This is a genomic window from Psychrobacillus sp. (assembly GCF_056205495.1).
Window position 1 is genome coordinate 1 of sequence record NZ_JBAEAP010000338.1, and the last position, 13497, is coordinate 13497.

General features: G+C 37.7%; 16 protein-coding genes, 1 pseudogene and 1 riboswitch. Of the genes and pseudogenes, 8 read left to right on the forward strand and 9 right to left on the reverse strand.

The annotated features are described in order from the left end of the window. The 3 genes and pseudogenes from AC06OU_RS10030 to AC06OU_RS10040 all read right to left on the reverse strand — a co-directional run. Positions 1-893 (reverse strand): annotated as a pseudogene (locus AC06OU_RS10030) (ABC transporter substrate-binding protein); the annotation flags it as partial. Between the two features lie 27 nt (positions 894-920). Further along, a complete protein-coding gene (locus AC06OU_RS10035) occupies positions 921-2411 on the reverse strand; it encodes an ABC transporter permease (RefSeq protein ID WP_475855530.1) in 1491 nt (496 codons plus the stop codon). 15 nt (positions 2412-2426) lie between these two features. Further along, positions 2427-3851: an ABC transporter permease subunit gene (locus AC06OU_RS10040; RefSeq protein WP_475855531.1), complete on the reverse strand. Its 1425-nt coding sequence runs from the start codon at positions 3849-3851 to the stop codon at positions 2427-2429. Between the two features lie 241 nt (positions 3852-4092). On the opposite strand from AC06OU_RS10040, the gene AC06OU_RS10045 reads away from it, so the two are divergent. The 3 genes from AC06OU_RS10045 to AC06OU_RS10055 all read left to right on the forward strand — a co-directional run bounded on the left by AC06OU_RS10045 (position 4093) and on the right by AC06OU_RS10055 (position 7626). After that, positions 4093-5829: an ABC transporter ATP-binding protein gene (locus tag AC06OU_RS10045; protein WP_475855532.1), complete on the forward strand. Its 1737-nt coding sequence runs from the start codon at positions 4093-4095 to the stop codon at positions 5827-5829. Positions 5830-5901: 72 nt separating this feature from the next. Beyond that, positions 5902-6004, forward strand: a riboswitch (SAM riboswitch). A gap of 115 nt (positions 6005-6119) precedes the next feature. Next, on the forward strand, positions 6120-7226 hold the full coding sequence (locus AC06OU_RS10050) for a 5-methyltetrahydropteroyltriglutamate--homocysteine S-methyltransferase (RefSeq protein WP_475855533.1): 1107 nt from the start codon (positions 6120-6122) through the stop codon (positions 7224-7226). Between the two features lie 100 nt (positions 7227-7326). Then, the gene (locus AC06OU_RS10055) at positions 7327-7626 is read left to right on the forward strand and encodes a hypothetical protein (protein WP_475855535.1); all 300 of its coding nucleotides are present in this window, start codon (positions 7327-7329) and stop codon (positions 7624-7626) included. A gap of 138 nt (positions 7627-7764) precedes the next feature. On the opposite strand, the gene AC06OU_RS10060 is transcribed toward AC06OU_RS10055, so the two are convergent. The 5 genes from AC06OU_RS10060 to AC06OU_RS10080 all read right to left on the reverse strand — a co-directional run bounded on the left by AC06OU_RS10060 (position 7765) and on the right by AC06OU_RS10080 (position 9811). Continuing rightward, positions 7765-7947 (reverse strand): DUF6019 family protein, encoded by a 183-nt coding sequence (locus AC06OU_RS10060; RefSeq protein WP_251553534.1) that lies wholly within the window; start codon positions 7945-7947, stop codon positions 7765-7767. A 14-nt stretch (positions 7948-7961) separates the two neighbouring features. Next, on the reverse strand, positions 7962-8660 hold the full coding sequence (locus tag AC06OU_RS10065) for a DUF3169 family protein (RefSeq protein WP_475855536.1): 699 nt from the start codon (positions 8658-8660) through the stop codon (positions 7962-7964). Then, positions 8660-8860, reverse strand: a complete 201-nt coding sequence (locus tag AC06OU_RS10070; RefSeq protein WP_298466930.1) for a helix-turn-helix transcriptional regulator — start codon at positions 8858-8860, stop codon at positions 8660-8662. The genes AC06OU_RS10065 and AC06OU_RS10070 overlap by 1 nt, the downstream gene beginning before the upstream one ends. 196 nt (positions 8861-9056) lie before the next feature. After that, positions 9057-9404, reverse strand: a complete 348-nt coding sequence (locus AC06OU_RS10075; RefSeq protein WP_169359036.1) for a DUF3147 family protein — start codon at positions 9402-9404, stop codon at positions 9057-9059. Next, the gene (locus AC06OU_RS10080) at positions 9392-9811 is read right to left on the reverse strand and encodes a MarR family winged helix-turn-helix transcriptional regulator (RefSeq protein WP_475855537.1); all 420 of its coding nucleotides are present in this window, start codon (positions 9809-9811) and stop codon (positions 9392-9394) included. The genes AC06OU_RS10075 and AC06OU_RS10080 overlap by 13 nt, the downstream gene beginning before the upstream one ends. Positions 9812-10025: 214 nt before the next feature. Between AC06OU_RS10080 and AC06OU_RS10085 the strand changes: the two genes are divergently transcribed. The 5 genes from AC06OU_RS10085 (at position 10026) to AC06OU_RS10105 (ending at position 13208) form a co-directional block, all read left to right on the forward strand. Further along, entirely contained in the window at positions 10026-10931 is a 906-nt protein-coding gene (locus tag AC06OU_RS10085; protein WP_475855538.1) for an AEC family transporter, read from the forward strand. A gap of 233 nt (positions 10932-11164) precedes the next feature. Next, positions 11165-11383 (forward strand): hypothetical protein, encoded by a 219-nt coding sequence (locus AC06OU_RS10090; protein ID WP_342560176.1) that lies wholly within the window; start codon positions 11165-11167, stop codon positions 11381-11383. Continuing rightward, positions 11380-11646 carry a spore coat protein CotJB gene (locus tag AC06OU_RS10095; RefSeq protein WP_342560175.1) on the forward strand — a complete coding sequence of 89 codons (267 nt, stop codon included), beginning with the start codon at positions 11380-11382 and terminating at the stop codon, positions 11644-11646. Before AC06OU_RS10090 ends, AC06OU_RS10095 begins: the two co-directional genes overlap by 4 nt. Before the next feature lie 13 nt (positions 11647-11659). After that, positions 11660-12229: a manganese catalase family protein gene (locus AC06OU_RS10100; RefSeq protein WP_475855540.1), complete on the forward strand. Its 570-nt coding sequence runs from the start codon at positions 11660-11662 to the stop codon at positions 12227-12229. Between the two features lie 250 nt (positions 12230-12479). Continuing rightward, entirely contained in the window at positions 12480-13208 is a 729-nt protein-coding gene (locus AC06OU_RS10105; protein ID WP_475855541.1) for a polysaccharide deacetylase family protein, read from the forward strand. 97 nt (positions 13209-13305) lie between these two features. On the opposite strand, the gene AC06OU_RS10110 is transcribed toward AC06OU_RS10105, so the two are convergent. After that, positions 13306-13497: MMPL family transporter (locus AC06OU_RS10110; RefSeq protein ID WP_475855543.1), on the reverse strand; the 192-nt coding region annotated here is incomplete at its 5' end.

Sequence of the window (13497 nt, forward strand, 5' to 3'; positions counted from 1 at the left end):
TCTGCCCCTACGCGTTCACCCGTATCAACTGCTTTTTTATCTGTTACTGCTGCAAAGTTAATATCATCTCTTAGTAAGAAGTAATAATCTTTATTACCATCTGCGATTGCATGGTTCAGTGAAAGAGAACCGTCAGAAACTACTTTATCATCGTCTGTTAAGTTAACTAAACGAACGTACATATTTGTATTTAGTGTATTAATAGAACCATCATTTCCTTTAATAGGATCTAATGAAGTTAAGGATGCGATTCCCTGCTGCATGATCAGTGGTGCAGAATCTCTTTTAGAAGCATCTACAAAGTCAATTGTTTCCCAAGCGATTGCACGAGATTTAGCCAATCTCACAGTATCCGCGTTCAATACTTCTTTATTTACTCCTTGTGCTTTGAAGGAATTATATAACGGTGCAATATATGCTTTTTCTAGGACTAAAAGATCCTCGAACTCTTTATATGTTTTTGTGTACTCTTCCGGTGTTTCAGTACTAGCTTTTTCAATTAGCTCATCGATTTTTTTGTCAGACATAATACTGTTGTCTCCGTCTGATTTAAACAGCGCACGTACTGCGTAGTCAGGATTACCCGTCACAGTAGTCCAGCTCGATAATGCTAAGTCAAAATTTCCTGCATCTTTTTGCGCAGTGAAGCTACCGTAGTCTGGTTGAATATTTAATTTTACATCGAAGCCATTTTTGATTAATTGGTCACGTACAATATTCATGTCCGCTTCCCCAGTGCTCATCCCTAACAGCTCAATTACTACCTTACCCTGCTCTGTTTTAGAATCAGATTTGTCTGTTGCTTTATCTACGTCTGATTTTGTGTTTACACAACCTGCCAATATTAAAACTAGCGTTAACAATAAAGCTAATAATCCTTTTGTATTCTTCATTACATTTTCCTCCTTGTTGAGCTTGCTTTAATCCATTCTCGGATCAAATGCATCTCTAAGTCCATCGCCTAAAAAGTTAAAGGATAATACGAGACCTATAATTGCAAGGCCAGGTATAATCGCCAAATAGGAATTAGACTCTAAATAAGTACTACCGATTTTTAATATATTGCCCCATTCAGGTATATGTGGCTCTACTCCAAGACCTAAGAAACTCAAGCTACTCGTTGCAATTACTGCCGTACCTATTGTAAGTGTAGCTTTGACAATCATAGGTGCAAGGGAATTTGGAACAATTTGCTTAAAGATGATCGATAGATTGGAAGCCCCTAAAGCTCGGGCAGAATCTACATATTCGTAATTCGAGACCATCATCACATTCGCTCGCATTGTTCGAGCATATGTCGGAATAGAACCAACACTTAAACCTAGTATAAGATTCGTAGTATTTGCTCCGAATGCTGCAATAATAGCAATGGCAAGTAATATCCCTGGAATTGCGTACAAGATATCAAGCAAACGCATAATGATGTTATCTGTACGTTTGCTGTAATATCCAGCCAATGCCCCTAATGCCCCTCCCACTATGAATGGTATTAACGTAGAAGCAAAGCCTACAATTAGAGAAATTCTCGCCCCGAAGATAATTCGAGAAAATACATCTCTGCCATAATTATCTGTACCGAACGGGTATTCCAGGCTTGGCGACTGAAGCAGTGCCTCATAGTTATTCTCTACTGCCATATCATAGTCAAAAGTAAAACGGCTAGACACAGACAACGCGAACATAAGAACGATAAAGAACATTCCCAATATAGCTGTAGAATTACGAGTGATTTTATCCCACATTGTGTTCCACTTCACTATTCGTGACAGACTGTTACTACGCGTTTTAATGATTAAGCTAACGCCAAGCAGTAAGTTGAAAATATTACCTGTCAACGAAGTAATAATTAATACAATTGCTAAGCCCTGCATCCACCCAGGCGCACCTTCATCACTGACATACCTAGCTACTGCCACTAAAGTAAACACTTGGATAATTAAAATGACGAGTAAAGCACCCATTGCGGGTAAAAAAGTGTCGGACACATATGGTTTAAAGAGATTTAATGCAGAAATAACTAGAATAAACAGCTGGGTGAAAATCATCCAAATGCTGAAAGTGTATTCTGGTGTTTTCTTCTCCTTGATCAAATTAAAACCGAATGATGCTACGAAAATATTACCAATTAATAGAGCGGTTACTTGGATATAGCCAAGCCTTCTAGTAGCATTTTTTAAATGCCCTAAACTCAAAAGCTCTCGTTTCATTCTCCAGATTATAAAATACTGAAACGCTGTAAAAAATGCATATATAGCTGAAATACTACTAGCAATTGGCTTTAACGTACCCATGTCAAAATTAAAGCTATTAAACAATAAAACTATTGTCAGTAGAAGAGATAATACTCCAGCAAAGTTTGCCTGAGTATATTCTCGTGACAGCTTTAGTGCATGTTGTTTTTTAGATACCACTTTTACACCTACTTCTTACAGTTGCTTCATCTTAGATTTTATACGCGGATCAAAAAATGCATATAAAATGTCGATGAGCACGTTCACTAAGGAAATGGTTATTGCAATATAAATAACTCCACCCATAATGGCTGGGATATCGGGGATAAACTGTTTGTCGACAATATAACTCCCAATACCACTAATATTGAATACTTTCTCTGTAACAGCTGCTCCACCTAGCATTCCGCCAAACAGTAGACCAATAACCGTAATGATTGGAATCATTGCATTTCCTATTGCATGCTTCCAGAGTACTTGGCGTTGGTTTAAGCCTTTCGCTTTTGCGGTAATTATATAATCCTCATTTATAATTTCTAAAACGGATGAACGTGTCATTCTCGCTACCGAAGCAGTAAGGCCTGTTCCGAGTACAACTACAGGCATTATAATCGACAAATAGTTTTGAGGACTATAGGTTGCTGGAAGCCATTGTAGCTTAATAGAAAAGTTCAAGATAAAGATAAGCCCCTGCCAGAAGTTAGGAATGGACAAGCCGATTAAAGCAATGAACATAAATGAATAATCTAAGAACGAGTTTTGTCTTGTTGCAGATATAATTCCTACTGGTATCGCGATCACTACAGCCATCACTAAAGAAAAGATAGCAATCATTAGCGTAACTGGAAACTTGTTAGCAATACTTGTTGCGACATCTTCATTTCCCGTAAAGGATGCTCCTAAATCAAAGGTTACAATGCCTTTTACCGAGTTCCATAACTGATGTAAATAAGGTAAGTCTAACCCGTGCATTTGGTTGAATGCAGCAATCTGATCCTTTGTTGCACTTTCCCCTAAAAGATTGGCAGCTGGATCAAATGGTGACAGGTATAAAATAGTAAATACTAGAATGGAAACACCCGTTATCACAAAGATACTCATAATAAGTCTCTCAAAAATAAATTTACTGAACGCATTACTATATATACCTAACAAAAGGTACATCAGTAAGCCTGGTATAAATGAAATAATGAGAAATGTTGTATTTTCTAACAGACTTTGAAAATAGGATGTATAAGTAAGAGGCTTCGTGCCTTTTAACTGATGTATTTCTTCCATTTCAGTAGATACAAGCTTTTCTATTCGATCTTCTACTAGTTTATTTACTTCCGTCGTCATTTTTTCTTTATTAATTTTTTCATTAAAAAAGGTATGCTTTCGTTCATATTGTTCCTTATACTCTTCGTACAGTTCCTCTCGTACTCCCCTTGCCTCTAGTGCAGACTTTAAATCGCTTTTTAAGGAAGAATGAGGATCCTTCTGTTTTTTTAAATAAAAGAGTATAAAAGTAATTATATGAACCGGCAAACCAAGTAAAAATAACAAAATACTATAGAAGGAATGATGTTGTAGTCTTTCGTAGGTAAAACTAAATGCGTTGGAAGAAAGTTTTCTTCCCATACTAAATCCCCCCTCTCTATATTGTATAAATCCGAGTGGTATAGTATAGTATAGATTCGAACTACCATTAAGTCAACGCAAATTATTTAGTCTATTTAGAGTAGGGTTAAATGCGCCACTAATGTGCGTGTTTAGTCTTCTTTTTTGTAGAAACCGCTCATATTACTTTAAATATACGCTCTCTAACAACAGAGCATGAATTATAAACAATACGAAGATTTCATTCAGATAGGTGGTTTTCATGGAAACTATTTTAAAAGTAGAGGATTTACAAATTTCCTTTTTAACAAATGATAATGAATTTGAGGCTGTTCGAGGGGTTAGCTTTGAAGTCAAAAAAGGAGAAACATTGGGCATAGTCGGAGAATCTGGAAGTGGAAAAAGCGTCACGGCCCGTTCCATTATGCGCCTTTTACCCTCTCCTCCTTCCTTCATGAAAAATGGTTCCATTGAGTTTTTAGGGGAGCAACTCCACACAAAAACAGAGAAGGAAATGGAAGGTATTAGAGGAAGAGACATCAGTATGATTTTTCAGGATCCGATGACCTCCTTAAATCCAACCATTCGTATTGGCGTTCAAATAGCAGAAAGCCTTATTAAGCACCAAAAGCTCTCGAAAAAAGAGGGAAAGGCACAAGCAATTGAGCTACTCAAGCTTGTAGGAATTAAAAATAGTGAGGAACGTTATAACCAATATCCGCATGAGTTTTCTGGTGGCATGCGTCAAAGAGTTATGATTGCCATTGCTTTAGCGTGTAAGCCCACGCTACTAATAGCGGATGAGCCAACTACTGCGTTAGACGTGACCATTCAAGCTCAAATATTGAATTTAATGAAGGATATGCAGAAGCGCTTTGGGACCTCTATTATTTTAATCACTCATGACCTTGGAGTTGTCGCTGGAATGTGTGACCGTGTAGCTGTAATGAAAAATGGAGAAATCGTTGAAACGGGAACTACTGAAGAAATTTTTGCTAACCCAAAGCATGACTATACGAAAAAACTATTAAATGCCTTGCCTCGTTTAGACGAGAAGAAAAAGCCGAAGAAACCTCCTCTTCGTTCTATTGGGCTAGAAAACGGAAAGCCGCTGCTAGAAGTAAAATCTTTAAAACAGCATTTTCAAGTAAGTCGCGGGAATGTCTTAAAAGCGGTTGACGATATTAGCTTCTTTATAAAACCCGGGGAAACTCTTGGTCTTGTAGGAGAATCGGGCTCAGGTAAATCTACCACCGGTCGGGCGATTCTTCGATTGCATGAGCCTACAGATGGAGATGTGCTATATCAAGGAATGGCCATTAATCGTTTAAGTAAAAATGAGCTTAAAACGATGCGTCGGCATATGCAAATCATCTTCCAGGACCCCTACTCTTCCTTAAATCCTCGTTTAAAGGTGCTAGACATTATTGGGCAGGCATTAGATATTCATCGTCTGAGCAAAAATGCAGAGGAGAGAAAGAAGCGGGTAGAGGAATTACTAGAATTGGTAGGCTTAGAGCCCTCGCATGCATTACGTTATCCACATGAGTTCTCTGGTGGACAGCGACAACGTATAGGTATCGCTCGTGCACTTGCGGTTGAGCCTGATTTTATCGTCTGTGACGAACCTCTATCAGCTTTAGATGTTTCTATACAAGCACAGATTGTAGAGCTTTTGGAGGATTTACAGCACAGACTAGGCCTGACATACTTATTTATCGCACATGACCTGTCCATGGTAAAACATATAAGTGATCGCGTTGCTGTCATGTATTCTGGAAAAATTGTAGAGCTAGCAGAAAGTGAGGAGCTTTATACTAATCCACAGCATCCGTACACTAAGTCTCTCTTAGCAGCCATTCCAATCCCTGACCCAAAAGTAGAGGCCAAGAAAAAGCGTGTGCTCATGGAAGAGTCTAATGTTACTGACAAGTATCAATTAAAGAATTCTAAGCTGGTAGAGGTATCCGACGGTCACTGGGTAGCTATCCCTAAGTAAGGTAGCCCTTGAAATTGTTTAAAGCCCATGTTAAACTTATTTTTATTATATTTAGACAATTTAATATTTTATTTCTTATCAAGAGAGACGGAGGGATTGGCCCTATGATGTCTCAGCAACCAGCCTTTTAGGTGTGGTGCTAAATCCAATAGACATTAAGTCTTGAAGATAAGAAGAATGACTTCAATATATATTGAGGGTTCTCTTCTTATGAAGCGAGCCCTCTTTTTATTTGATTTTATAGACAGTAGTAATCGCAACATAATATAAATAGAAGGTAGGAATTTAATATGACAAATCAATTACTTGTAAAAGCACCTTTCAAAGCAGATCACGTTGGAAGCTTCCTGAGACCGGAACGTTTAAAGCAAGCAAGGGCTCAATTTGAACAAAAAGAAATTTCCCAAGAGCAGCTAACTCTAGTGGAAAATGAAGAGATTATTAAACTCATAGAAAAACAGAAGGAAGCTGGATTACTTTCTATCACAGATGGAGAATTTCGTCGAAAATGGTGGCATTTCGATTTTTTAAGCGGACTAGATGGCGTGGAATTTTATGAAACCGATCAAGGACTCTCCTTTAAAGGGGTGCAAACAAAAGCTCATGGTATTAAGGTGACAGGAAAGATTGGCTTTAGTACCCATTACATGATTGAGCATTTCAAGTTTTTAAAAGAAGCAGCTGGGGATGCTGTTGTAAAATTTACTATTCCTAGTCCGAACATGCTTTATTACCGAGCTGCAATTGAGGAAGGTGTGTATAACAATGATGAGGAATTATTTTCTGACTTAATCACAGCTTATCAAGGGTTTATCCAGGCAATTTACGATGAGGGCTGTCTTTATCTTCAGATTGATGATACTTCATGGGCTACCTCCTTTTCCGAGGAAGGCCTCGCTTCCTTAAAGGACAGGGGGTTATCGCTAGAGCAAGCCTTATCCCTTTCTGCAAGGGCTATTAATGAGTCTATTTCTAAAAGACCAGCCGATATGCTAGTGACCATGCATATTTGTCGGGGAAATTTCCGATCCACTTATATTACAAGCGGAAGCTATGAGTTAGTATCAGAAACTATATTCGGTGGATTACATGTGGATGGTTTATTTTTAGAATTTGACGATGAGCGCTCTGGTGGTTTCGAGCCTTTACGACATGTTAATCGAAAGGATTTAAATATTGTCCTAGGGCTGATTACGTCTAAGCATGGAGACCTAGAGGAAGAAGAATTAGTTAAAGCTCGCATCGAAGAAGCTACTAAATATGTACCAAAAGAACAGCTTTGCTTGAGTCCTCAATGTGGATTTTCTTCTACTGAGGAAGGAAACATATTAACTGAAGAGGAACAATGGGCAAAAATTCGCCATGTAGTCCAAATAGCAAAGGATGTCTGGAACTGACTTACCCACATGTGAATAACGTTAGTAGAAATGTTTTTACATTTGCCTGTTAGGGTATCTATTTAAATAAGATATCAGTTCTATATGGGAGGAATGTATGATGAGTAAAGTTTATGAATATACAACAGATGATGACGTAGAAGAAACCGGTAATTATACGTGTGAGTGTGGTAGTACTAGAACTTTAGAAAAAGGTTCGAAGTTCCCTTCCTGTCCCGACACGGAAGTAGTTACGTATTGGAAACGCTCTGAAAGTCATACCCACAGCTCAGGGCAGGAAGTATTAACAACCGGTCGCTATGTGGATGAAGATGGAGATGAAGCTTTTCTAGAGGCTGGCTCTACTTTTCCAAACTGCCCAAAAGCAGGAACCCCTACTACATGGTCCCATGCAGGATAACTAAGTTGCTGATACTTGTCTTATTTTAGAGACAGGTATCAGTTTTTATTTTAATAAACAAACAGCGAGCAAGTATAAAAGATAAGCCATCATGGCTGCTTGGATTTCTGTGGTGGTGGCTTACCGAAATACGAAACCTTAGTTCTTTAAATCGTCTATAGACCTTTGCACCTTGTCTTCTTGCTCCTGTCGATATTTCCTTCTTGCTTCCTCTGAGACTAACATAGACTCATTAATCCCATTTTTTACTCCCCACTTGATAATAAAATATAAAAGTATAGATAAACCTATTATCCATAAAAGCAATTGTCCCGTTGTCATTTTTAAAATCCCCCTTATTTATTGCGTACAACTACTAAATAGCTTGTGTTCACTACCACCAAGACTAAGCACATTAATACTATAGAAAATATTTGAGATTGCTCGCTAAAGTAAGAAAATGCAACAGCTAATATAATACCAGTGGGCATAAACAGGTTGAATAATTGATGCGATTTATAAAGTCCTTGTAAAGTCACGTACTTCTCCCCATCATCCATAGAGTCCATAAGCCGTTGCTCATAATCCTTTGAATGGATGCTCGGAAGGTTTCTTTCTGGATAACTTGTCTTTATAAAATTTGCACTAAACATTGGGGTTATCCAGCTAACTAAGAACAAAAGTATAAAACCAATTTGTAAAATTGTATTGTTCGTCATTAGAATAGAAACTGCAACCGCTAATATAGACAAGATTTGAGCAATATTAGCAGCTATGCCCAAATCAGCGACCTTTTTGTATTTGTACTCTTCCATTAAATCCTCTTGTTCCCCTTCAAATGTTTGGGAATTAACTGTTTTTAACTTCCTTATAAACACAAGAACGATTACTAAAAGAGTTAGGATCACAGCCAAAACAATATATAAAATCAGATTTACAGGATGGTCCCATGCTTCTCGAACCTGATCTTTGCCCTTCATGATAGCAAAAGTAATCGTAAAACCCGCTACCCCTCCAAGCAGTAAACTAACAATTGTTGTGAACATCTTTTTCATTATTCTTCCTCCCCTATTAAAAAGACATTTTCTACAGGCTCATTAAAAATTCTAGCTATACGTACAGCTATTAATATAGAAGGCATATATTCTTCTCGCTCTATTAAGCTAATAGTTTGCCTAGAAATTTTAGCTAACTTAGCTAGTTCAGTCTGATTGAGTCCATCTCTTGCTCTTAACTCCTTTAAACGGCTTTTCACCATTCCCCGCCTCCTCTTTTCCAATATATACAATTATAGTCATTTTGACAACTATAATTGTCAAAATGACTACAAAAAATGTCAATTGATTCAAATGGGTTTTTGTCTACAATTCTTTTGCAATTTCTTTTAGTTTATTCAAAACAAGCGCTTCCTCATTTGCTACCTGTGCTGTAGCAACAACACCAGCCTCTCATTAGACGATGTGCTTAATGTAAGTAACCACGGTTTCTTGTATGTATAAGAAGAACAGCCACCCAGCAATCCCTAGCAAAATGGAAACAAAAAGATGCAACGAATTTTGTAATGCCAGATATACAATCAGTAGCATTACAGCGGTGGCTGGGAATCCCCATAGCACACCTAGAGCGAACTTGCTAAGCGTAGAGGATTGCTCTCCTTGAACATACAGCCAAACAATACTTAGTAAGCTCACTAAAGGCAATGCTGCAATAATACCTCCATAGGTGGGAAATCTCCTCGAAATCTCCGTTACCATAGCTATGATAATAGCGGATATAATAACCTTCATTAAAATGTACATTTTTTTGCTACCTCACTTAAGGTTTGAAATGCTTTTTCAATTACTATTTTTTCTTCCTGCGAGAGTTGATCCATAACCTTCGATAATTTTTGATCATCCAGACTTGTGTTTCGATATAAAACATCGGATCCTAATCCGGTCAATCGAAGAATAACTCTTCTCTGGTCCTCTCCACTTCTCTCTTTACTTATATAATTTTTCTCAATAAGTCTTTTAATATGTTCTGACGCAGTATTATGTGAAATCTGCAAAACCTTTGCTACCTCATTAATTCCAGCGTCCGAATGTTTATCCAGAAGTTGAAGTATTCGTACTGCTTGATGAGTTATTTTATCCACATGTGGATAATGTAAATAAAAATAAATGTCAGTCCAATACTGATTTAGTTGATTTGATTGTATACTCATTTTTGTCCCCCGTTTTTTATATCGTATAATACGATATAATTTTAACATATCCATAAAACTATTTCAGAAAAAAGATTCAACAAATGATATAGTTATATATATTACGGATACCGGACTAGTTTTTGGGGTGTTTTTGTTTTTGTTTTTGTTTTGTTTTTGTTACAAGTGCCTGGCACCTGTAATATTTGAAGATATGGTTAAGGGGTGGGTTTGGATGGATTTATTGCTGATTATTTTGCCGGTTTTTATTATCTTTTTTATTGGTTTTATCGGACAGAGATTGATAGGGTTTGATATTAAATCTATTTCATCTGCTGCGCTTTATCTTATGTCTCCTTTCTTAGCATTTCGTACGTTTTATACACATGAGTTGTCTATTGATTATGTATATATTTTAGGGGCATGTCTTCTTTTGACCTTTTGCTTATTGGGAGTCGTGTGGCTTTCTTCCCTTTTTATGCAGACGACCCGCCCTCAGTTAGCAGCATTAATTTTAGGGAGTGTATTTCCTAATAGCGGGAACTACGGTGCACCAGTTGTTCTCTTTGCTTTGGGAGCTGTTGGATTTGATTATGCTGTTGTGATAATGGTTTTCCACGGTTTGATCATGAACACCATTGGTATCTTTTTTGCCTCGTTAGGTGGAGAAGAAAAAGCTACCTGGCAGCAAGCTGTACATAAGGTTTTAAGAATGCCTTTAGTTTATGCTTCCTTACTGGGAGTTCTCCTTCAAGTGCTAAATGTGACTGTTCCTCAGTCAATAATGGAAGGCGTGGGACTAGCTGCAGATGCGTCTATTCCGACCGTCATGCTAGTGCTCGGTATGCAATTGGCAGTAATCTCAAGGAAAAAGGTTGCATATCGATTTGTTACGACAGCAACGGTTCTTCGAATGTTTGTTTCACCTTTACTGGCAGCAGTCATTATGTTTTTTCTACCGGTAAATGACTTACTTAAAACGGTCTTTATCATTCAAGCTGCCATGCCAACTGCTGCAAACACAACGATGCTTTCTTTACAATTTGGAACTGAACCAGACTTAGTATCCTTTATAACCTTTATAACTACTATTCTCAGTATCATTACCATTCCATTCGTTTTGTTTTTTCTCGGAATTTAGATTCTATAGCTTTTATAAAGTGCGTTTACTGACTACCTTTCTAGGTGGTCTTTTTTTGTGGGAGTATCCAAAGAGTTGAGAATGTTACAGGTGCCAGGCACCTGTAACATATATATATACATATCCCTTGCCTAGCCGAGACGCTGCAGTAGTTATTAAAAAAATTTTTGGGTTGTCCATCTAGTCTTATTTCATTTTTTTTTACATAGGTTGGTTTGAAGGAGTGATTAAAGATGGAAAATTGGCAGTTTCGGGGTAGTTATAAGCCATACGTTTCTCCACGGGATCCTTGTCCCCCTATTTTAGTTAGAAAGTTTGTACTTCCTCCACAGCTATTTACTAATTTTCAACAACCAGGATTACCGCAAAATACACCAGCAGAAGCATTAATGCAAGGCTCTTTATGGCCTCAGTTTGTTGATGGGTTTTATAGGGAGGAGGGAATATCATGACATCAAGCGATCACCAATGGAATCTATTAAAACAAGTTCAACAAATGGATTTTGTTGTCGTAGAGCTAACTCTCTACACCGATACACACCCAGATGATTTAGATGCTTTGGAGCAATGGCGTATGGCTATAAAAAATGCAGCTGCTGTGAGGAAGAAATATGAAGCTCAGTATGGTCCGCTTTCATTAATGACTACTCCCTCCAAGCAAGCATTAGAGGTTGGCTGGCGTTGGAACTCTACTCCATGGCCATGGCAAATTTGAAAGGAGAAAACTAATGTGGGTTTATGAGAAAAAGCTGCTTTATCCTGTAGAAGTTACGACATGCAACCCAATGCTTGCTAGATATCTTATGGAACAATACGGTGGAGCCGATGGAGAGCTTGCAGCTGCTTTGCGCTATATGAACCAGCGATACACGGTTCCTGATAAAGTAATTGGAATTCTTACCGACATTTCAACAGAAGAGTTTTCTCACCTAGAAATGCTTGCTACCATGATTTATAAATTAACTAAGGATGCAACTCCTGAGCAATTAGAAAAAGCTGGCCTTGGACCTCATTTTGTTAATCATGGACACTCTTTATTCTATGAAAATGCTGGTAACGTTCCTTTTACCGCTGCATACATTCAATCTAAGGGTGACCCAATTGCAGACTTATATGAGGATATTGCCGCTGAAGAAAAAGCTCGTGCCACCTATCAATGGTTAATCGACATTTGTGATGATCCAGGTGTAAGTGATGCACTTCGTTTCCTTAGAGAAAGGGAAAATATTCACTCCTTAAGATTTAGAGAATCGGTGGAATTACTTATAGAAGATAGAGATCAGAAAAAAATATTCTAAATAGAAATGCTTGGTGACTAGTCAAATCTAGTTCCCAAGCTTTTTCTATTTAGGTTACATAATGATTACAGGTGCCTGGCACCTGTAATCATTATGTAACGCTCGAACTTGTAAGAATTATAAAATCATCGTACCTGTAGTCATCTTGCATTAAATGGGAGTTCTCGGGCTGGTATATTCTTATTTGCTAGGGCAACAATAACTTAAATAATACTTCCGCCAAATATGCTACAAGGAGGAATATAAAGCGATGAAGTCACTTGTCATTAAAATTGGAGTAGTATTCCTTGTGCTTTTTGGTATTGGTTATACTACCTTCGCCATGGATAAGGGGCGACCTTATTACGAAGAGAAGGGATATGTTATGTGGGAGATAAAAACAGATGAGAAGGTTATCGCCCTTACCTTTGATGATGGTCCCCATCCTACATATACACCGCAGGTTTTAGATTTATTAAAAAAGTATGATGCAAAAGCAACCTTTTTTGTTATTGGCGAAAGAGTTGAGAAGTATCCAGAGGTTGTTACTAGAATGGGGGCTGATGAACATGAAATCGCCAACCATACGTATACACATCCACTAACCATTTCCCCAGCTAAGCTGAAGGAAGAATTAGAAAAGACAAATGATATAGTTCATAAAATAACAGGAACCTATCCCATTTTTTATCGACCAGTAGGTGGCCAGTATAATGACAAAATTATTAACACTGCGATTGATGAAGGTTATAAAGTAATTATGTGGTCTTGGCATCAGGATACAGAGGATTGGAAAAGACCAGGTACAAAGAAAATTGTTAAAAAGGTATTATCAGGCGTGAAGCCAGGCAACATTGTTTTATTCCACGATTCTGGAGGGGATCGTTCTCAAACTATTAAAGCACTGGAAGAAATACTCCCCGAGCTTCAGAGGCAGGGATATCGGTTTGTAACTGTCTCAGAGCTGATTGAAATACACACAATGTCACTACATCCATAAGTGTCTTTAGTATGAGTAAAGATGATTTTCTTACTCCTTAATTCATATAAAAAGCTTGAACCATTAGAATCTCTAACAGTTCAAGCTTTTATTATTTCTACTTATTCTTTTTATCCTTTTCAAACAAGACGATTAAAGCTGGTAATAAAATACCTCGTATCAAGAATGTATCGAGAATAATTCCTACCGCAACAATGAAGCCGAATACGAACAATAATTGAATTGGCTGAGTCATTAAGACAGCAAATGTAGCTGCCAATAGAATCCCGGCAGAGGAAATTACTCCTCC